Here is a 20,311-nt window from a genome sequence, read left to right as displayed (position 1 = left end):
GCGACACTGACTTCTGTGAACGAGAAAGAGAAGGTTCGACAGGTCGCCGACAGTGCCGACTCGGCGGCTCAGGAAGCCGCGGACAGCCAGTGGTTCGAAAGAGTCGCCCGTGCGGGTTTCATTGCCAACGGACTGGTCCACGCCATCCTCGGGGCGACCGCTGTGACGATCGGACTGGGCCAGGGCGGAGGCGAGGCCGATCAGGCGGGAGCCATCGGGCAGATCGCTTCGCAGCCCTTCGGCATGGTGCTGATCATCATCTGCTTCCTCGGCTGTGCGCTCATGGCGCTGTGGTGCCTGATCAATGCGTTCTTCGGTTCGGCCTCGCTGCGCGGCGCTGGAACGAAGGATCCGCAGCAGAAGCAGGGCCGGAAGCAGTGGACCGGCTTCCTCACCATGGTCGGCTCCGCCATCGCCTACCTGGTGGTCGCCGCGACATTCGCGCAGTTCGTCTTCGGCGGGGGAGCGGACTCGGGCAAGTCGAGCTCACAGGCTTCGACGACCGTGGCGAAGGCGCCGGGCGGACTGTATATCCTCATGGCCGCCGGCGCCGTGATTGCGATCATCGGCATCGTGTTCTGTATCAATGGTCAGCGACGGAAATGGAAAGAGGAGCTGCGTCGTCCGCAGAGCGCGATCATTCGCTTCCTCGTCGGATTCACCGGCGTCGTCGGGTACCTGGGCAAGGGCGCAACGCTGCTGTCGGTGGGCATCCTCATCGTGGTGTCCGCGGCGACCGGTGATCCGGAGGAATTCACCGGAATCGACGGCGCGCTCAAGGGCATGCGCGACCAGCCGTTCGGGCCGTATCTGCTGTTGGCGGTGGGTCTCGGCCTGGTCCTCTACGGAGGCTTCCTCGCCCTGCGTTCGAGGTACGACCGCATGGAATGAGCTGTCGTCTGCCGGGCTGCAGATGTTGGCCGCGGATATTTGGCTGTAGAGAGAAGAAGGGCGCGAACCCACATTGGGTTCGCGCCCTTCTTCATCTCACGCCCGGCTCAGTCGAGCTCGGACGATCAGTCAGGTCAGTCGCTATCAGATCTCAGCGGGATCCTGGGCGACCTTCTTGCGACGCATGGTCATAGCGACTGCGGCTCCACCGATGAGGAGGAGGCCCGCGCCGCCGACGAGGCCGGTCAGCTCGGTACCGGTGCGAGGCAGGTCGCCGCCGTTGCCGGCATCTCCGTTGTCGCCATCGTCGTTTCCGCCGTTGCCGTCCTCATTGCCGTCATCGTCGCCGCCGCCGGCGTTCGGATCTTCCTCGACGGAGAACTCACCGGTCAGTTCGTCATCGCCGCAGGTGACGGTCACATCGTAGTCGCCGATGTAGGCCGAGGCGTTGGAGGCGCTTGTGCCGTAGACGTTGACGTTGGCCTTGCCTTCGTCATCAGCCTGGACGGTCTTGTCGAAGGCGGTGACGCTCGACTCGCCCTTGGGGTTGACGAGGAAGCGAACGTCTTCACCGGGCTCGCAGTTCTCGACGGCGAGGGTGACGCCCTTGTCTTCCTTGACGAAGTCAGCGGGGGTGATCGACTCGGGGGAGACGGTCAGCTTGGCTTCTTCAGCAGGAGCGGTGGGCTCTTCTGTCTCGTCTTCGGTGATGCTGAAGTCCTGAGCCGGGGAGTTGGTCTCGGTCTCCTGGTCGACGCCCCAGACGGAGTAGTCGCCGGCCGGAAGTGCTTCGTCGCCCTCGAACTTCAGGGTGGCGGAGATCTTTCCCTCGTCGTCGGCTTCGACTTCCTCGGTTGCGAAAGGTGACTGTGCGGTGCCGCCCACGACGGTGACCTTGCCTCCGGGGGTGAAGCCCTCACCGGTGACCGTGATGCCGTTCTTCGCGAACTCGCTCTGCGAGATCTTGTCGGTGTTGAGCGAGACCTTCGGGTCGACCTCGGGAGCCTCGGGCTCGTCGGTGTCATCGACGACGTTGAAGCTCAGCCCGTCGTAGGTGCGCTGCTCACCGTCGCGAGTGATCGTGACGGAGAGATCAACCGTACCGTTTTCGATGTCCTCGGCAGGCTGAGTGGAGTAGATGTTGTATTCGAAGGTATCGCCCTCAGCAGTTCCGGCTTCGCCGGTGAGCGAATCCGAGATCTTGTCTCCGGCCTCAAGGCCGGTGATCGTGACGACGATTCCCTTGTCCTTGTTGGCGAGATCCTCGGCGGTGATCTCCTTGGGGGAGGTCGTCACCTCTGCCTCGATAGCCTGCGCATCAGCCTTAGGTGATTCAGGTGCAGTGCTTTCCTGGGCGTCGCCGGAGTTCTTGACGACAGAGTGCGAGTAGTTGACCGAGCCGGGGGCAGCGATGACTGGGGATGCGGCCAGGCCGGTGATGGCGATGGCCACCGCGGGTGCGAGGGCGAGCTTCTTCATGTATTTCCTTAGAAAATGACAGCTGGGTGTGAAGTATTACGAATGTAACAGTAATGCAACATTCACCACACGCATAGTTGTGGTCGTTTTGTTCAGCACTGACTTCGGCCCCGTCGCAGAGTTCATTTTCCATTCACCTGGAAGCACCGATTCGTCTCAGACGGCAGAACAGACGAAGGGGCGGCTCAGTGTGTGCTGAGCCGCCCCTTCGTCTGTCGTTCCAGGCTGACCGCCTGGCTCGGATCAGAAGCTCGTCGGAGTCTGTCCGAACTTGTTCTTGCGGCCGGTCAGTGCGATCGCAGCACCACCGACGAGGAGGAGCAGGGCTCCCGTCGTCAGTCCGCCGAGGTCGGCACCGGTACGCGGCAGCTGGCTGCCGTCGTCTCCGCCGTTTCCGGCATTTCCGTTGTCGCCGCCGTTAGATCCGCCGCCATTGGCGCCACCGGTGACTGTGAAGGAGTCTTTCATGGTGTCGTCACCGCAGGTCGCGGTTGCGGTGTAAGCACCGACATAGGCCGAGACATCCGACGAGGTGCCGAAGACGTTGACCGAGGCATTGCCTTCGTCATCAGCCGTGACGGTGTTCTCGTACGCCGTGACGTTGATGCCCTTCGGGTTGACCTCGAAGTGGACATCCGCACCGGGCTCGCAGTTCTCGACGGCGAGGGTGACGCCCTTGTTCTCATTGGCGAAGTCCGCTGCCTCGATCTTCTTCGGGGAGACCGTGAAGGATGCATCGGCGGGAGCTTCGGTCTCACCGTCGTCCCCATCGTCGTTGCCATCCTTGCCATCGTCATTGCCGTCTTCGTTGCGGTCGTCCCCGTCATCGTCTCCGTCTTCGGCGACAACGTTGATGTTGCCCTCGAGGGTCTCCGACTCGGTGCCTTCACGGTCGATGGTGACGGTGAACGGAACCTTGCCGACCTCGAGGTTGTCGGGGTTGCCCTCGTACCAGAGGTTGAGCTCGTAGTCACCGTCGGCTTCTGCCGTCTCGGTCTCTCCGGTGAGGGAGTCCGTGATCTTGTCACCCTTCTTGACACCGGAGACAGTGACCGTCACGCCCTTTTCCCTGTTGGCGAGATCCTCGGCGGTGATCTCCTTCGGATCGACTTTGAGTGAGGCATCGATCGGATCGACGGCGTCGTCATCCTCTTCGGTGACGGTGATCTCGACAGAGTTGCTGGCGGCGCTGGTCGTGTCATCGATGAAAGTCAGCGAATACGTGCCGGCTTCGAGAGATTCGGGAGCGACCACGACGCCTTCGACATCACCGTTCTCGTCAGCGCGGGCCTTTTCCTCGGCCTGAGGTGCTGCCGCGCTCTGCGAGGAGACGGCTTCGCCCTTGACGCTGACGGTACCATCCGGAGAGAAGCCGGTTCCGGTGAACTTCAGTCCGTCCTTCTTGAAGTCCTCGAGGGAGATCTCCTTCGAGTCGACCGTGACCGTCGGGTCGACGGCGCCGTCTTCGGTGATGGTGAAGTCCTGAGCCGGGGAGTTGGTTTCGGACTCCTGGTCGACGCCCCAGACGGAGTAATCGCCGGCCGGAAGTGCTTCGTCGCCCTCGAACTTCAGGGTTGCGGAGATCTCGCCGTCGGCGTTGGCTTCGACTTCCTGGGTCGCGAAGGGCGACGTTGCGTTGCCGCCGACGACGGTGACAGTGCCGTTCGGGGTGAAGCCCTCGCCGGTGACCTTGATGCCGTCATCCTCGATGCCGCTCTGCGAGATTTCGTCGGTGCTGAGCGAGACCGTCGGGTCGACCTCGGGTGCCTCGGACTCGTCAGCCAGGGGGACCACGCTGGTTTCGGTGACTGACTGTGTGCCTGGACGCTCCAGCTGGAGAGCGAAGTTGACCCTCTTCTGCTTGACCTCGTTGGCCGAGTGCAGCGTGATCGTCGCGGTCGAGCCCTGAGCGGTGACGGCCGGGCCGGTGAGGCCGGACTTGGCCGAGACCTTGTCACCCTTTTCGAGGCCGGTGACCTTGACGGTCACGCCTTCCTCGGCGAGCTCTTCTGCCGTGACCTCGCCCGAGGTCACCTGCACCGAAGCGTTGATCGGGTTGGCCTTGTCCTCGGACTTGTCGTCGTCCTTGGCGTCGTTGTCCTCGTCCTTGGGGGCAGGAGCGGGCTTCGGATCGACCTTCTTCGGAGGCTTCTTGGCGTCGTCCTTCTTGTCCTCGGCAGCCTTCTTCTCGTCCGCTTTCTTCTTGTCAGCAGCGGCCTTCTTGGCGGCCGCGGCCTTTTCCTTGGCCTTCTTGTCGGCAGCTGCCTTCTCTGCAGCTGCCTTCTTCTCGGCTTCAGCCTTTTCAGCCGCGGCTTTCTTGGCCTCTTCCTTCTTCTTGGCTTCGGCCTTCTGCTGGTCGATCTTCTGCTGTTCGGCCTTCTGGGTAGATGCCGACTGAGCGGACGTCGATTCCGCGGCGACGACCGGGCTCGCGACAAGACCGGTGAACGCGAGCGCGACTGCCGGCGCGAGGATGATCTTCTTCATTGGAGTGCCTTCAATCTCTGTAACGAGGGGTGTGATACGGCACTCATCCTAGGTTCTAAGGGTTTTCTAAACTATTTCTGTACATTTTGTTCAGGTTTAAAAGCGGTAACACTTAGGTGAATTCCTTTAACCGTTTCGTGACCTACTCATTGGTAAGAGCATGACTGTCACGGTCGCCTCGGCGAGGGGAGGCCTCGGCCGCGAGAACTCAGCGGTTCCGAGCTAGACCGGCCACGCCTCGGCGCGGATCTGCTTGCGCTGTTCGACGGTGGGCACTCGGACGGTCAGGGCTGAGGGATCGACCTCCATCTCGAGGTACGACGACTGTCCCAGCGGATCCCCGTCGAGCTGAATATCGACGTCGTCGCTGGCTTCGATGACGACCTTGCGGCACTTCCGGATGTTCGTATGCAGCCCGCGTGAGGCCCTGCGGCCGGCGATCGATGCGAGCACGCCGACCCACTGGCCGAGGTTCTTCGGGCTGACGATGAGCACGTCGAGCATGCCGTCGTCGATGACCGCCTGCGGCAGCAGTTGGATGCCGCCCTGCAACTTCCCGCAGTTGCCGCCGAGGACCGAGCGCACCCGCGCCGAGATCCGGTATTCGTCGTCGAACGTGACCTTTACATGACTGGGTTTGCCGGTGAGCTTCCGTGACCCCGCTTCGACATAGGCGAGCCATCCGAGACGTGCCTTGAGGTCGTCGCTGGTGTCGGCCATGACCGCGGCGTCGAAGCCAAGCCCGGTCATTACGGTGAAGATATGGGTATCGCCGTCCGGGGCGGTCTTCGCCATCCCCACGTCGATCTCGCGATTTCGTCCCCACAGGGCGATCCGCAGCGCCCACTCCGTCTTGTCGAGGACGAGGTCGATATTGCGGGCAAGGAGGTTCCCCGTTCCCAGCGGAACGATTCCCATCGGGGTCGATGTTCCCGCCAGCGCCGAGGCGACAGCGCGGATGGTCCCATCACCACCGGCGGCGATGACGACGTCGACCCCCTCGTCGAGGGCGCGGACGGCAGCTCCCGCGCCCGGATCGTCGACGGTGGTCTCGAGCACGAGCGGACGGCTCCATCCCTCGAAACGGCAGATCGCCTCGGCGGTGGAGGCCAGGTTGTGGACATCGGTCTTCGTCGGGTTGACGATGAGCGCGGCACGGTACCGGGCGGCGTCATCGACCACCTCGTCGGAGAGGTTCGCCGGGTGGGCGGAGCGTCGCATCGTGTTGAGTGCGCGACGAACGCCGGTGCGGCGGCCGATGAGGAACGCGGCCACGAGCACCGCGAGAGCGCCGATGACGATGACCCAGGTCATCAGGGGATCCAACTCGATGATCATGGCCCAAATGTACAGTGCCGAAGTCGTGTGCAGGCTGAGTGCCGAATATCGAAAACAGGCCCGGCCCGTTAAGCTGAGAGGGTGATCGATCTAGCGCTTCTCAGAGACAACCCGGCCCTGTTCAAGGCATCGCAGGAGGCTCGCGGGGCATCCGTCGAGCTCATCGACGAGGTCATCGCCGCCGATTCCGCTCGTCGTGCGGCCATCACCGCCTTCGAAGACGCACGTGCGGATCAGAAGTCCTTCTCCTCCCAGATCGCAAAAGCGCCGAAGGAGGACAAGCCGGCACTCATCGCTGAAGGCAAGGCGAAGTCCGAGGCCGTGAAGTCGCTGTCGGCGGAGTCCGAAGAAGCCACCTTCGCCTTCGACCAGCTCGTATCGAAGGTCCCGAACCTCATCATCGACGGCATCCCTGCCGGCGGCGAAGAGAACTTCGTGACGCTCAAGACCGTGGGCGAGCCCCGCGACTTCACCCCGGACGGCTTCGAACCGCTCGATCACCTCGAGATCGGTGAGAAACTCAAGGCCATCGACACCACCCGCGGCACGAAGGTCTCCGGTTCGCGCTTCCACTACCTCACCGGTTTCGGTGCGAAGCTCGAAATGGCTCTGCTCAACCTCGCCCGCGACGTCGCCGAGGAGGCCGGGTTCAACCCGACCATCACCCCGACGCTCGTCCGCCCCGAGGTCATGCGCGGCACCGGGTTCCTCGGTGAGCATGCCGATGAGGTCTACCGTCTCGAAGCCGATGACCTGTTCCTCGTCGGCACCTCCGAGGTGCCCCTGGCCGGATACCACATGGACGAGATCATCGACCTGACCGACGGACCGCTGCGCTATGCCGGAATCTCCTCCTGCTACCGCCGCGAGGCCGGCTCCTACGGCAAGGACACCCGCGGAATCATCCGCGTCCACCAGTTCCAGAAGGTCGAGATGTTCGCCTACGTTCCGGTCGAGGACGCCGAAGCCGAACACGAGCGGATGCTGTCGCTGCAGGAGAAGATGCTCGGCCTGTGCGAGCTGCCCTACCGGGTCATCGATACCGCCGCCGGCGACCTCGGCGATTCCGCCGCCCGCAAGTTCGACTGCGAAGCCTGGGTGCCGACCCAGGGCACGTACCGCGAGCTGACCTCGACGTCGAACTGCACGACCTTCCAGGCCCGCCGCCTGCAGATCCGCGAACGCAGCGACGGATCGACCCGGCCGGTGGCCACCCTCAACGGAACCATGGCCAACACCCGCTGGCTCGTGCCGATCCTCGAGAACCATCAGCAGGCGGACGGCTCGGTCACGGTGCCCGAGGCACTGCGGCCCTACCTCGGTGGGATGACCGCACAGGGACCGGAAGGACCGCGTTACTGAGGCTGTGCCGGGACGCGGGGGACTGACCGTTCGGCGGAACCCGGCGTTTCTCGGTTGGGTTCGGTCGCCTCGGCGCCGGTAGGAACGACGACAAGAGAAATCACGCATACGTTGGGAGACATATTGACCCCGCACCTCATCGCACTCGATGTCGACGGCACGATCGTCGGCTACGACGGATCCCTGTCGGAGTCGGTGAGGCAGGTGCTCGATCGGCTCGTCGAGGAGGGCCACCACCTCGTGATCTCCACCGGCCGTGCCCTGCCGGGTGCGCTCGAAGTCGTCCACGCGCTCGATCTCAAGCACGGTTTCGTCGTGTGCTCGAACGGATCCGTCGTCGTCCGCCTCGATCCGGAGCTGCCGTTGGGTTGGGAGATGCACCATGTGGTGTCCTTCGACCCGAAGGATGCGCTCGAGCAGATGCACGCGGCGCTGCCGGCGGCGCTGTTCCTCGTCGAGGATCCGGACCTGCACCGGTGGGCGTCCGGGGCGTTCCCGGTCGGCGAACTCGCCGAATCAGACACCCTCGACATCGTGGATTTCGAAGAGCTGCTGACGAAGCAGGCCACCCGCATCGTCATGCGTGAGGTCAACGGCACCGCTGAGGAGTTCGCGGCCGCCGTGGACTCGCTCGGACTCCATGAGGTCAGCTATTCGGTGGGCTGGAGCAACTGGCTCGACATCGCTCCGGACGGGGTCTCGAAGGCCAGCGGCCTGGAGCTCGTGGCTGAGGAACTCGGAGTCGAACATGCGCACACCGTGGGCGCCGGCGACGGACTCAACGACATCGAGATGATCGAATGGGTCGAGCACGGAATCGTCATGGGCCAGTCGAAGGACGACCTCAAGGTGCTCGCGAGCGTGGTCACCGACTCGATCGACGACGACGGCCTCGCCGTGGCTCTGGTCGACTACTTCGACCTCGACTCCAGCCTCCTCGACGCAGTGGGCACCACCAACACCCGCCCCTAATTACTACCTGACGGCGGCCCAGCAACCTCGCGCGAGGTAGCTGGGCCGCCGTCAGGTAGCAACAGGGGTCAGTTGGGGCGGGTGTCTAAGACGGCTTCGAGGTAGCGGGCGACTCCATCGTCGTCGACGGCTTCGGTCACGGCTGCGGCGATCGCCTTGACCGAACCGAGCGCATTGCCCATTGCGACTCCGTGTCCGGCCCAGGACAGCATCTCGATGTCATTGGGCATATCCCCGAACGCCATCACCTGCGACTGCGCCACTCCGAGGTGGTCGCACAGGTCCTCAAGCGTCTTCGCCTTCGTGATCCCGAACGGTGCGAGTTCGACGAGTCCGTTGTCCGGTTCGGAGAACGACGCATGGCAGGTGCCGTCAACGATCGGATCGATGAGGTCGTGCATCGCCTGCGAATCGCTCGTCTCCAGGCGCACGAGCACCTTGACGACGTCTTCGCCCGCGAGTTCGGAGACATCGTCGATGACCCGGGCCTCACGCGGTCGGGCGGTGACGAACTCCCGGTCGATGAAACCGCCGTTGAGAGTCTCGTAGGCGAACCGGGCCTCAGGATGATCGACGCGGACGGCCGCGGTGATCTCCGCCAGCGACTGCGCGTCGATGGTGTGGGCATCGACGACGGACTGAGAGGCGATGTCGTAGACGACCGCCCCGTTGAGGCACACGACCCGTCCGAGATCGGGGATCTGCTCGGCGATCGGTGCCAGCCAGCGCATGGGCCGCCCGGTGACGAGGACGAACGGGATTCCCGTGTCCTGGCAGCGGTGGATCGCATCGATCGTGGCCGTCGAGATCGGCTTCCAGTTCAGCAGCAGAGTGCCGTCGATATCGCTGGCGACGAGGCCGAGGTCGAAGTCATCGGGCGGCAGGATTTCGGGGCTGATCGGAGGTCTCATGATTCCTCTACCCTAGCGAGAATCTCCCGCGCCCGCCCCAGCAGCTCCTCGGCGTCCGTGATGAACCGAACCGTGGCCTCGGCGTTCGAGTCGATCGACCGTCCCGATTGTCCGTCCGACCGTGCCATCGATGCCGCGAGCACCGCCTCGCCGACCTTCGACGAGGCCTTCGTCAGCAGCTCCGGTGCGTCGCCGACAGCCTGCCGCGCGGGCCCGGGCACCACCTGACCGGTGACGGGAAACCGGGTGTGCAGGGTCGCGGTCAGATCGTCGACGACCTCGACGAGTGCATTGAGCCGGTGGGTGCCGTCGACGATGACGTCGACGGGATCGTTCGCCGAGGCGGCTGTGACCTCACCGTCGGACGTTTCGTCCGCGTTCGCCGAGGCGGCTCCCGACGTGGCGCTGCCATCGGAGTCCCGTGCCTCGTGGAGGGCCACCGCGGTGGTGTAATACCGGTCGACGGCGCGGATGAAGCGGTCACGGTTGTGCCGCCATAGCCCGGTGCCGAACCGGTCATCGTCCTTGATCGCGGTCTTCGTCGCCTTTTTGCGCAGGCCGGAGAGGAAGCGCTTCACAGATAGTTGCCGGGGCCGCGGTCGTCCGGGTCCGACTCCTTCTCACTCGGCTGTCCCTCAGTTGGGGTCATCCCGGGCGGGACCATGCCCGGAGGCAGCTGGCCGCGACCGCCCATCTGCTGGGCCATGGCCTGCTGGGCCATGATCGCCGTCTGGATGCCGTGGAAGAGACCTTCGAGCCAGCCGACGAGCTGGGCCTGTGCGATCCGCAGCTCCGAGGTCGTCGGCGGACCGTCGGTCGAATCGAAGGGCAGGTCGAGGCGTTCGAGCTCGTCGATGAGGTCCTTCGACAGTCCTTCTTCGAGTTCGTCGATGGAGCGGCGGTGGATCTCGGCGAGACGCTCGCGTCCCTTCTCATCGAGCTCGGTGCCGCGGACTTCCTCGAGCAGCTGCTTGACCATGGTGCCGATGCGCATCACCTTCGCCGGTGAAGAGACATCCGCCTTATCCTGCTGCGCCCGCGCCAAGCCGTCGGCCCGCGCAGATTCACTGGCCGGCGACTCTGTGCCGGTGGGCGCTGAGCTGTCGGCCGGCGAACCTGCGCCGGTGGGCGGAGTCGTGTCGTTGTCGACGCTGTCTCCGGTCTCGGGGTTCTCGGTCATTGCTGTGCACCTTCCTCATCGACGATGAGCAGAACCTTGCCGATGTTCGCGCCGTCCTCCAGTGTCTGGTGGGCACGGACGACGTCGGTCAACGGCATGGTTTCGTGGATGATGGGGCGGATGTCGCCTGAGATCACGGCCGGCCACAACTGTTCGGCCACCTCGGCGACGATGGCGATCTTCTGTACCTTCGGTCGCGCCCGCAGGGTCGTGGCGGATACGGATTTGCGCGGCTGCATGAGCCAGCCGAGATTGATCTCGGTCTTCGTCCCGCCCTGCATGCCGATGATGACCAGTCGGCCGTCGGTGCCCAGCGCCTTGATATTGCGTTCGAGGTATTTCGCGCCGATGATGTCGAGGATGACGTCGGCGCCTGTCGACCCGTCATCGTGAGTGCAGATCTCGCGGACGCGTTCGACGAAGTCCTCTTCGCGGTAGTTGATGACGGCATCGGCACCGAGGCTGCGGCAGAATTCGGCCTTCCGATCCGAGCCGACCGTCACGACGATCTTCACGCCGAGGTGGCGCGCGATCTGGATGGCGGCCGTGCCGATGCCGGACCCGCCGCCGTGGACGAGCAGCCATTCGCCTGCCTTCACCTGTCCGCGGCCGACGATGTTCGACCAGACGGTCGACAGCACCTCGGGCAGCGCGGCCGCCTCGGTGAGGTCGAAGTCATCGGGGACGGGAAGCAGCTGACCTGCGGGAACGGGTACGGACTCGGCGTACCCGCCGCCGGAGAGCAGAGCCGCCACGCGGTCGCTGACGGACCAGCCGGTGACGTCGGCGCCGAGCTTCTCGATCGTGCCGGAGACCTCGAGACCGGGAATCAGGGTGGCTCCAGGTGGAGGATCGTAGAATCCGCGACGCTGCAGCAGGTCGGCCCGGTTGACTCCGGCGGCATGGACGCGGACGAGTACCTCATCCGCGGCGAGCTCGGGTGTCGGTTCGTCGGTGACCTGCAGAACCTCGGGGTCACCGGGGGAGGAGATCGTGATAGCGCGCATGCAACCACTCTAGTAGCTGGGTGCGCGAGAGGGCAGGGGCTTCCGCTCCTCAGGCGATCATCCGCCACTCAGCAGCGGCGAGCCGCCAAGTTGCGCAACCCAACCTCAGGCGAAGAGGCGGAACATCGGCGAGTTCTGGTGAACGCGCTCGACCTCGATCGATGAGGCTTCCATCCGCTCGAGCAGGTTCGGCAGGTCCTCGGCATAGCCGAGCTGGATGCCGACGAACGCCGGTCCGGTCTCACGGTCGGAGCGTTTGACGTACTCGAACATCGCGATATCGTCCTCGGGTCCGAGCACCTCGTTGAGGAACCGGCGCAGTGCACCGGGCTCCTGCGGGAAGTCGACGATGAAGTAGTGCTTGAGGCCTTCGTGGACAAGCGAGCGTTCGAGGATCTCCGGGTAGCGGGAGATGTCGTTGTTGCCGCCGGAGACCAGGCACACCACGGTCGATCCGGGTTCGATCGTGATCGGCTTGTCGGAGTCCGGTCCCCCGATCCCGGCAGAGGCCAGGGCTCCGGAGGGTTCGGCGATGATTCCGTCGACCTGGTACATGTCGAGCATCTCGGTGGCCACCGCGCCTTCGGCGACGGGGCGGATGTCGAGTCCGTGTTCGGCGATGACGTCGTAGGTGATGTTGCCGGCCCGGCGCACGGCAGTGCCGTCGGCGAAGCGGTCGATGTTCTCCAAGGTCACGGGGTGGCCGGCCTTGAGAGCAGCAATCATCGAGGCGGCTCCGGCGGGTTCGGCGCCGATGACCTTCGTGTTCGGCATCCGTTCGGCAGCATAGGCGGCGACTCCCGCGAGCACTCCGCCGCCGCCGACGGGCACGATGATGTAGTCGGGATCGGTCTCGAGCTGTGCGTGGATCTCAGCGGCCACGGTGCCCTGACCTGCGATCGTGCGCATATCGTCGAACGCCGAAACCAGGAGTGCCTCATTGCGTTCGGCGAATCGGTGCGCCAGCGCGGAGGCGTCATCGTAGGTGGAGCCGGCGATTTCGATCGTCACCTGCTCCCCGCCGAAGTGGCGGACGCGTTCGATCTTCTGCTTCGGCGTCGTCTTCGGGACGAAGATCGTGCCCTGGATGCCCAGTTCCTTGCACGCGCGGGCGAAGCCCTGCGCATGGTTGCCCGCCGAGGCACACACGACTCCACGGGCGCGTTCGTCGGCGTCGAGCTGGAGCATGAAGTTGAAGGCGCCGCGGATCTTGTAGGACCGCACCATCTGCAGGTCCTCGCGCTTGAGGTAGACCGTGGAACCGGTTGCGGTCGTCAACCGCTCGCAGATCTGAAGTGGCGACAGGATGACGGAATCGGAAATTCGCAGCGCAGCCGCCTCGACCTCGCCGGCGAGTGTGAGCTTCTGGGGTGTCATGTCTGTTTCAACCACCAGACTATTGTGCGCCCTTTGTCTTGCCATTTGGCAACTCGTATCGACATGAGGACACCTCGCACCCGCCAGAACCCCGTGATTCGGCTCCCGACTTCGGGGTTTCGGGTGCGCCCTGAACCGCGAACACCCCATATCATGATTGGATGGAGGATGCCCGTAATCCCTTCTAGGAGACGTCATGGCCATCAGCAGTGAGCTCGAACAACTGTTAGCCAGCTGGATACCCCGACAGCCGTGGTTCCCCAAGCACGCAGCAGATTTCGGGACCGACCCCGACATCACCCCCATGTCGGTGGCCCGCGCGTTCACTTACACCGCCGAGGAGCTCGGCGGCTTCGCCGGTCTGGTGACCGTCATCTCCGTCGGCGATGGCCCGACCCTGCGTCGTCTCAACATCCCCCTGACCCTGCGCGGTGCCGAGGACATGCACCTGCGCCACGCCCTCATCGGCCGGATCGATGACCTCGCACTCGGCACCGTCTACGTCTATGACGGCGCCGCCGATCCCGTCTTCGTCAACCTCATGGCCGACGCGATCACGAAGCGCAAGGTCTTCGACGGCGGGCAGCTGTCCACGGAATCCCTGCGCCATAGCCAGGAGAAGACCGAGGCCCGGGACCGTGCGCCGATGCCGTTCCCGGTTACCGCGAACGGGGGCGCCGCCTCGGCGAATGGATCGACGAACACCGCCGCCGAGGCGGTCCCACCGAAGCCATCGATCGGTGACCTCACGGTGGGGGCGGAGGACGTCATGCCCGTTGAGATCCGCCCGATCGAGGTCTCGGACTCCGGACAGCACAAGTCGACCGTCGTCATCCACGACGAATACGAGCCGATGGAGCTCTCCTTCTTCCGCGTCCTCGAGAACGGAATGCCGTCATCGCTGACGATTCCCGTCCTCCTCACCGAGGCGGGGTCGCGCAGCGTGCCCGAGGTCATCGGCTGGGGCTCGGGCCGCTGGTACGACATGTTCGAGGTCCAGGAGATGGAGGCGCCGATGGCGCTGCTCTCCCACGTCGATGTGGACGCCGAGCCCGCTTGGCGGGAGGCCGTCAATACGGTGTGCGCCGTCGACTCCGGTTCGATCGGGGCTTACAACGCCCACGCTGCGGAGATGGGCCGGCGCATCGGAGAGCTGCACACGGACATGGCCGCCGAGTTCGGTGTCGTCGAAGGCGCCGGTGAACCGACGAGGCAGCTCGTGCAGAAGTGGGTCGAACGCATCGACTGGGCGCTCGGCCGGGCACCTCTGGCCCTGGATTCGCTGGTCCCGGAGCTGCGCGGGCACCGTGCCCGGCTGCAGGGACTCGAGACCATCGGCACCCTGCAGAAGATCCACGGCGAGCTGACGCTCGACCACGTGGTCAGCTCTTCGACCGACGGCTATTCGGTCGTGAAGTTCACGGACTCGACGAACTCGGATCCGAAGCCCGCCGCCTTCGACCTCGTGGCACTGCTGCGCAGCATCGACTACGCCGCCGGCTTCGCTCGTTTGCAGCGCACTGATGCGCTGGACTCCGAGGACGGCTCGCTGGTCGTCAGCGGCTTCGGCAATGATCCGGGGGCGCTTCGTGCGATCTTCGATTCGCCCGAATACCTGTGGGCTTCGCAGGTGCAGAACTCGCTGCTGTCCGGATATTCGCGTGCTCGCGGTGACAGCATCGGGCTGAACGATCCCGTGCTGCGCGCGGCGCTGGTCGACCGACTTCTCGTCGAGGTCGTCACCGAACTGCGCAACCGCCCGAACTGGCTGTCCGTGCCGCTGGCCACGCTCACCCTCGTCCTCAAGGGCAAGCCGTCCCGCACCGAAGAGGCCGCCGAGACCCGTCCCAGCTGGGCCGAATCCAGCGAGGCTGGTTCTGACGCAGCCGAGGGATCGCACGCGTCCGACGCCGCCGCCGGTGGCGAGGGTTCGGGCGCGGATGCTGGGTCGAGCGACTCATTCGCCGTGGCTCCACCTGCAGACGAGGCGACAGCAGCCGATTCGGAATCTGTCGCTGCCGCACCCCGCGGAACCTCCGGTGCCGTTGCGGCTGCGATCGCGAACTCGGATTCCGATTCCGATTCCGATTCCGAAGACACGGACACCGAAAACTCTGCCTCCGGCAAGCCGTCCGGAACGAGCGAAGCGGACGAACCTGCCACCGCAGAGACCGAAGCTGCCGAGGCACCCGAGGTCGAGACCGCAACAGACGCAACGCCCGCAGCCGACGCAACTCCTGCGGCAGAGCCGACATCCGGTGACTCCGAGACCAACGAGTCCGAAACCGGTGCCCCCGAAGCCGCCGAGGTCGAGGTCGCCGATACCGCGGAGAACACCGTAGATGCCGTCGCGGACCCCGACATCGACGACGTCGAAGACTCGACCGTGGTCCCGCCTCAGGACGGTGAACCCGAAGCGGCTCCGGCTGCAGACGAAGAATTCGTCGAGGAAGAAGAATCGGAAGCTCCGGTCCGACGAGTACCGGCTTCTTTCGCGGCTCGCGGCGCCATCTCAGAGGACGCGGATAGCACGGGACATGAACCGCAGCCGGCCAAGCCGAAGGACGCACCGAAGCTGGGCAATACGTGGAACGAGCGTTCGCAGAATTCCGGCACTGACCGGGGAACGTTCGGCGAACAGGTCTCCGACCGGTCGGACAAGAGCCGAGATGAAGCCGTGGCACGTTCCGACAAATCATCGGACAAGTCCGGCGACGATTCGAAGTCTGGGAACGGTTCCGTGTTCGACGACCTTCTGGGCACCGAACGCAAGCGGAACCGGATGAAGAAGCGCAAGAAGGACTGACTGCTTCTCCTCAACCGCCAATTGGCAGATGCTGTTGCGGTTGTGAGAAACTATGGTGGCTCGACCTCGTGTCGAGCAGGCCGGGTTCATTCCATCTCTGACACAGGCGTGGACGAACCAATGGAAGCGTGTCCGAGCGGCCGAAGGAGACGGTCTTGAAAACCGTTGTGCGGCAACCCCGCACCGTGGGTTCGAATCCCACCGCTTCCGCCCAGTGAGAAGCCCCCGGACTCATCGCCAGCAGCGAAGAGTTCGGGGGCTTTCTCGTGCGCCCGGCGCGATGTGTCAGCACTCGCGGGTTCAGAATTCATACGTACTGATCAAGATCACCACTTATGAATTCTGAAGCCGCTCATGCACGCCATTTGGCGGGTATCGCACCCTGGTGCCGAAACCTCAGTCGCGAACCGGTGCTTCCGGTTCAGGAGCCTCGGGTGCCCCAGCACCCTCGGCCGACTCGGGCATCTCGGGTTCGGACATCTCGGCGTCGGCCTCAGGGTCGTCGAAGCTGCGCACGGAGCGCCGGAACCCGCGGGTCATAACGGCCAGGTAGATGACGCCGATGGTCAACCACACGAGTCCGCCGATGAGCGCCGTCTCATGCAGGCTCACCCACAGCACACCGGTGAGGATCGCTCCGATCGCCGGCATGACGACGAAGTTGAACGCCGACTTGAAGTCCACAACCTGCCGGGTCCGGAACGCGTAGTGAGCGATGACCGTGAGGTTGACGAAGGTGAAGGCGATGAGCGCACCGAAGTTGATGAGCGCAGAGATGAACTCGAGGCTGAACGACATCGCCAGCAGGCACACCGCACCGACGAGCACGATATTGAACACCGGAGTGTGCGTCTTCGGGTTGATGTAGCCGAAGGCCTTGCGTGGCAGCACGCCGTTGCGCCCCATGACGAGCAGCATGCGCGAAACGGATGCGTGTGAGGCCAACCCCGAGGCGATCGTGGCGGCGAATGCCGCGGCCAGGAAGAAGCCTTGGAAGACGTGACCGCCGGTGAGGAATCCGATCTCCGGCAGCGGATCGTCGACGATGTTGAACTGCGAGTTGTCGGGGAACAGCAGCTGCGCGAAGTAGCTGGCGACGAGGAAGATGGCGCCACCGGAGACGACGGTGAGCATGATCGCCTTCGGCATGAGGTTCACGTGCTTGGCCTCGTTCGTGTACATCGTCACGGCGTCGAAGCCGATGAACGAGAAGCACACGACGGTCGCGCCGGTGAGCAGCGTCGAGAGCTTCACGCCTTCGTGGACGAAGGGCTCGGGGCTGAACACGACTCCGGCGCCCTCGCCGTTGGTGAGGTTGACGATCGCGAAGATGCAGAAGAGAGTGACCATCGTGACCGCGAAGATGAGCAGCACGGCGTTGAAGTTCGCCGTTCCCCGCATCGACGAGGTGACGATGCCGGTCATGACGACCGTATAGACGACGACCCACACCCACGGCGGCGCATCGGGAACGAGTGACTCCATATAGAGGCGCGCGATGAGGCAGTTGACCATCGGCAGCAGCAGATAGTCCATCAGCGACGTCCACCCGACGAGGAAGCCGAGTCCCGGCGACATCGTCTCCCGCGTATACGTATAGGCCGAGCCCGCGGTGGGGAAGACCTTGACCATCTTGCCGTAGCTGAACGCCGTGAAGATCATGACGATGAGAGCGATGAGATAAGCCGAAGGCACGGCTCCCGAGGTCTCGCCGGACACGATTCCGAAGGTGTCGAACACGACCGTCGGCGTCATATAGCCGAGCCCGAGTCCGACGATGGACCACAGTCCGAGGTTGCGCTTCAGTGAGCCAGAGGCAGCCATATCAATCCTCCCCAATGAGTCTTGCCGCCCACCGGGCCGAGGACGTCGACATCGACGACCGACCCGGAAGTGATGTGCGTCATGATCTTAACGTTGAAAGTACTGAAAACGAAACCCTCGCCGAGGATTTCCTTGAGTATCAGTGCCAAATCGCAACGTTTACGATGGGGAACGGCAAGTTGAACGACGATATCGGTAGTCCCGACAGTGAATTCCGGGCCCGGTTATCGAACGAACTGTCAGTTCTCAACGGAAACGGAGTAGATTGCAGTCAACGGACAATGTGGCCCCCATGAGAGGTGTGAGAGAAGTATGGCGATCGAAACGCTCAGTTCCCAGCAGTCGGCGGCATGGAAGGATCGCGTCCTGCCTCCGGTGGAAAAAGTCGCCGAAGGAGTCTGGGCCCTCCCGGTCCCGATCCCGAACAACCCCCTCGTCTACATCTATTGCTATGCCATCGCCGACGGAACCGGCATCGTCCTCATCGACCCAGGCTGGGACGGCAAGGACCAGTACCTGGCGCTCACCTCGGCGCTTAACGACCTCGGCTTCAAGGTCGCCGACATCCACGGAATCGCGATCACCCACTACCACCGCGACCACATCGGGCTCGTGCCCGCACTGCTCGCGAAGAACCCTGACGCGTGGGTCGCCATGCATGGCGAGGATCTGCGCGCGATCAAGCGCTTCTACACCAATGCCGTCGACCTCGGCACCGGCATCGACCCCAACCTCAACATCGCCCGCGTCTACGGTGTGCCCGAAGACCGCTGGGCCGAAGTCGAGAGCCTCCAGGTCGGGTCGAGCAAGGGTGGCTCGAAGAGCGCCTCGATGGACCTCTACAGACAGGCGATGAGCCAGCTGCCCGAGAACATCCACGTCCTCGACGACGGCACCGAACTCCCGCTCGACGAAGGCCGAGTGACGGCCATGTGGACTCCGGGACATACGTACGGACACTCGGCGTTCGTCCGCGACGAGGACAAACTGTTCTTCTCCGGCGACCACGTTCTGCCGACGATCACCCCGAACATCGGCCTCGACTCCGGCGCGATCACGCACAGCCTCGGCGACTACCTGCGCTCGCTCGAGAAGATCGGTCAGCTCGACGAGGACGTGGCGGTGCTGCCGGCCCACGGCTTCCGCTTCACCGGACTCCACGACCGCAAGGTCGAACTCGTCGAACACCACCACGAACGCCTCGGCGAGATCCGCGCGCGCATGGAAGCCACCGACGACCATAGCGTCTACTCGATCGCGGCGGGCCTGCACTGGTCGCGCGGCTTCGAGAGCCTGCACAACTTCAACCTCTTCGCCGCCCTTGCCGAAACCGCCGCGCACATGCATTATCTCGGTATCGACATCGGCGTCGGCTCTCTCGTCGGCAAGGACTGAGCCGCCGGCCGAAGGAGGAGGCACCATGAGCACCGATTTCGTCCCCGCCGCCGAGGTGCGGCCCACGACCTTCACCGTCCGCGCGAGCGACCACGTTGCCCGCGGACAGCAGCGCGGCGAGGAGCTCCGCACGGGAATCGCCTCCACCCTAGACGCGTATCGGCGCTATTTCTCGCACCTGTCCATCACCGAGGCGGCCGTGCAGTCGGCGGCAGCGTCGAGTTGGCAGCAACTCCGGGAATGGTGGCTGACCGGAGCCGAGGAGGCCGAAGCCGTGGCCGCCGGTGCTGGCATCGATGTCACCGAGCTCATGGAGATCATCGCCCGCACCGAGATCATGACCCAGGCGACGGCCGCACCGACCGAATGCTCGACCGTGAGCCACACCAGCCCAGGCGCGTCCGTAGCCGCGCAGAATTGGGATTGGGCGGTGGACTTCTCCACCCTGTGGCATTTCAACGACGTCGGTTCCGTGCCCGGGCAACACCGGCACGTCGGCATCGCCGAGTTCGGAATGCTCGGCAAGATCGGCCTCAACGAGGCGGGCGTCGGGGTGCTGCTCAACATCCTCAAGCACGCCGGTGACGAGGCCGGGGGAGTGCCCATCCACATGATCCTCGCCCGGGTCCTGGCCGAAGCCGGCACCCTCGCCGAGGCGCTCGAGATCATCGACTCGGCACCGACCTCATCGTCGTCGATCATCACCGTCATCACCGCCGAGGCGGCTGTCCAGGTCGAGATCGCCGGTGCAGCCAAGCGCGAACGACGGGTACAGGCGACGAGTTCCGCCGACGAAGAGACGGGGAAGTCCGGGTTCCTCATCCACACGAACCACTTCCTGCACCCGGATCTGCTCGACGGCGCGATGGAGCTGCGCCCCGAATCGACTTCACAGGAGCGCTACCGTCACCTCGCCGAGGCGGTCGTGCGCTTCGAAGCCGAACGTGCCGGTGCGGGTAATGACGAGGGCTCGTCCCACGGTGCCGCCTCATCGGGCGATGAAGAGCGCGCACCCGTAACGGTCGGCGATCTCACGAAGCTGCTGACGACAGAGCCGGGAGAAGCGCCAGTGTGCTGCACTCCGGCACCCGACGCCGCATACGGGAACCGATCGGCGACCCTGGTGAGCGTGCGCATCGACCCGGCGCGCAAGCAGATAGACCTCGCGCCCGGCTCACCGGCCGAAGGTTTGGACGGAAACCGCCGCTTCCAACTCTGAACCCACAATCACGCGCAGGGACGGCCACGGATCCAGTCCGCGACCTCCCGGCGACGGCGGTCT

Annotated in this window: 15 protein-coding genes and 1 tRNA gene; 7 read left to right on the top strand and 9 right to left on the bottom strand. The window is 64.5% G+C overall.

Annotated elements, in window-relative coordinates; genetic code table 11:
- Positions 1-15: 15 nt before the first annotated feature.
- Positions 16-891, top strand: a complete 876-nt coding sequence (locus ACPUD7_RS15665; RefSeq protein WP_425120421.1) for a DUF1206 domain-containing protein — start codon at positions 16-18, stop codon at positions 889-891.
- A gap of 144 nt (positions 892-1,035) precedes the next feature.
- Here the strand turns inward: ACPUD7_RS15665 and ACPUD7_RS15660 are convergent, their stop codons facing one another.
- From ACPUD7_RS15660 to ACPUD7_RS15650, 3 genes are all read right to left on the bottom strand, one after another.
- Complete coding sequence (locus ACPUD7_RS15660; protein WP_425120420.1) at positions 1,036-2,370, bottom strand: lipoprotein 17-related variable surface protein; 1,335 nt, start codon at positions 2,368-2,370, stop codon at positions 1,036-1,038.
- A 243-nt stretch (positions 2,371-2,613) separates the two neighbouring features.
- Entirely contained in the window at positions 2,614-4,857 is a 2,244-nt protein-coding gene (locus ACPUD7_RS15655; RefSeq protein ID WP_425120419.1) for a hypothetical protein, read from the bottom strand.
- Between the two features lie 222 nt (positions 4,858-5,079).
- Positions 5,080-6,195 carry a diacylglycerol/lipid kinase family protein gene (locus tag ACPUD7_RS15650; RefSeq protein WP_425120418.1) on the bottom strand — a complete coding sequence of 372 codons (1,116 nt, stop codon included), beginning with the start codon at positions 6,193-6,195 and terminating at the stop codon, positions 5,080-5,082.
- An 81-nt stretch (positions 6,196-6,276) separates the two neighbouring features.
- Here ACPUD7_RS15650 and serS point away from each other — a divergent pair, with 81 nt between their 5' ends.
- Both serS and ACPUD7_RS15640 read left to right on the top strand, forming a co-directional pair.
- Entirely contained in the window at positions 6,277-7,557 is a 1,281-nt protein-coding gene (gene serS / locus ACPUD7_RS15645) for a serine--tRNA ligase (protein ID WP_425120417.1), read from the top strand.
- A 123-nt stretch (positions 7,558-7,680) separates the two neighbouring features.
- Positions 7,681-8,529 (top strand): HAD family hydrolase, encoded by an 849-nt coding sequence (locus tag ACPUD7_RS15640; RefSeq protein WP_425120416.1) that lies wholly within the window; start codon positions 7,681-7,683, stop codon positions 8,527-8,529.
- 68 nt (positions 8,530-8,597) lie between these two features.
- Here ACPUD7_RS15640 and ACPUD7_RS15635 read toward each other — a convergent pair whose 3' ends face one another.
- From ACPUD7_RS15635 to ilvA, 5 genes are all read right to left on the bottom strand, one after another.
- On the bottom strand, positions 8,598-9,440 hold the full coding sequence (locus tag ACPUD7_RS15635; RefSeq protein WP_425120415.1) for an HAD family hydrolase: 843 nt from the start codon (positions 9,438-9,440) through the stop codon (positions 8,598-8,600).
- Positions 9,437-10,018: a hypothetical protein gene (locus ACPUD7_RS15630; protein WP_425120414.1), complete on the bottom strand. Its 582-nt coding sequence runs from the start codon at positions 10,016-10,018 to the stop codon at positions 9,437-9,439. The genes ACPUD7_RS15635 and ACPUD7_RS15630 overlap by 4 nt, the downstream gene beginning before the upstream one ends.
- Positions 10,015-10,620, bottom strand: coding sequence for a proteasome activator (locus ACPUD7_RS15625; RefSeq protein ID WP_425120413.1), 606 nt, complete (start codon positions 10,618-10,620; stop codon positions 10,015-10,017). The genes ACPUD7_RS15630 and ACPUD7_RS15625 overlap by 4 nt, the downstream gene beginning before the upstream one ends.
- Positions 10,617-11,627 (bottom strand): NAD(P)H-quinone oxidoreductase, encoded by a 1,011-nt coding sequence (locus ACPUD7_RS15620; protein ID WP_425120412.1) that lies wholly within the window; start codon positions 11,625-11,627, stop codon positions 10,617-10,619. The genes ACPUD7_RS15625 and ACPUD7_RS15620 overlap by 4 nt, the downstream gene beginning before the upstream one ends.
- A gap of 105 nt (positions 11,628-11,732) precedes the next feature.
- Positions 11,733-13,004 carry a threonine ammonia-lyase IlvA gene (gene ilvA / locus ACPUD7_RS15615; RefSeq protein WP_039209495.1) on the bottom strand — a complete coding sequence of 424 codons (1,272 nt, stop codon included), beginning with the start codon at positions 13,002-13,004 and terminating at the stop codon, positions 11,733-11,735.
- Positions 13,005-13,200: 196 nt separating this feature from the next.
- Between ilvA and ACPUD7_RS15610 the strand changes: the two genes are divergently transcribed.
- Together ACPUD7_RS15610 and ACPUD7_RS15605 are read left to right on the top strand one after the other, a co-directional pair.
- A complete protein-coding gene (locus tag ACPUD7_RS15610) occupies positions 13,201-15,810 on the top strand; it encodes a maltokinase N-terminal cap-like domain-containing protein (RefSeq protein ID WP_425120411.1) in 2,610 nt (869 codons plus the stop codon).
- Between the two features lie 122 nt (positions 15,811-15,932).
- Positions 15,933-16,020: transfer RNA gene (locus tag ACPUD7_RS15605), tRNA-Ser, on the top strand.
- Positions 16,021-16,206: 186 nt separating this feature from the next.
- On the opposite strand, the gene ACPUD7_RS15600 is transcribed toward ACPUD7_RS15605, so the two are convergent.
- Positions 16,207-17,634 (bottom strand): APC family permease, encoded by a 1,428-nt coding sequence (locus ACPUD7_RS15600; protein ID WP_423058599.1) that lies wholly within the window; start codon positions 17,632-17,634, stop codon positions 16,207-16,209.
- A 312-nt stretch (positions 17,635-17,946) separates the two neighbouring features.
- Here ACPUD7_RS15600 and ACPUD7_RS15595 point away from each other — a divergent pair, with 312 nt between their 5' ends.
- Both ACPUD7_RS15595 and ACPUD7_RS15590 read left to right on the top strand, forming a co-directional pair.
- Positions 17,947-19,029, top strand: a complete 1,083-nt coding sequence (locus ACPUD7_RS15595; RefSeq protein ID WP_425120410.1) for an MBL fold metallo-hydrolase — start codon at positions 17,947-17,949, stop codon at positions 19,027-19,029.
- Between the two features lie 25 nt (positions 19,030-19,054).
- Entirely contained in the window at positions 19,055-20,248 is a 1,194-nt protein-coding gene (locus ACPUD7_RS15590) for a C45 family autoproteolytic acyltransferase/hydolase (RefSeq protein ID WP_425120409.1), read from the top strand.
- The last annotated feature ends 63 nt before the right edge of the window (positions 20,249-20,311 follow it).

Origin of the sequence: Brevibacterium sp. FAM 24630 (assembly GCF_049804075.1) — a bacterium.
GTDB lineage: Bacteria > Actinomycetota > Actinomycetes > Actinomycetales > Brevibacteriaceae > Brevibacterium.
This window is presented reverse-complemented; position numbering and strand designations above follow the sequence as displayed.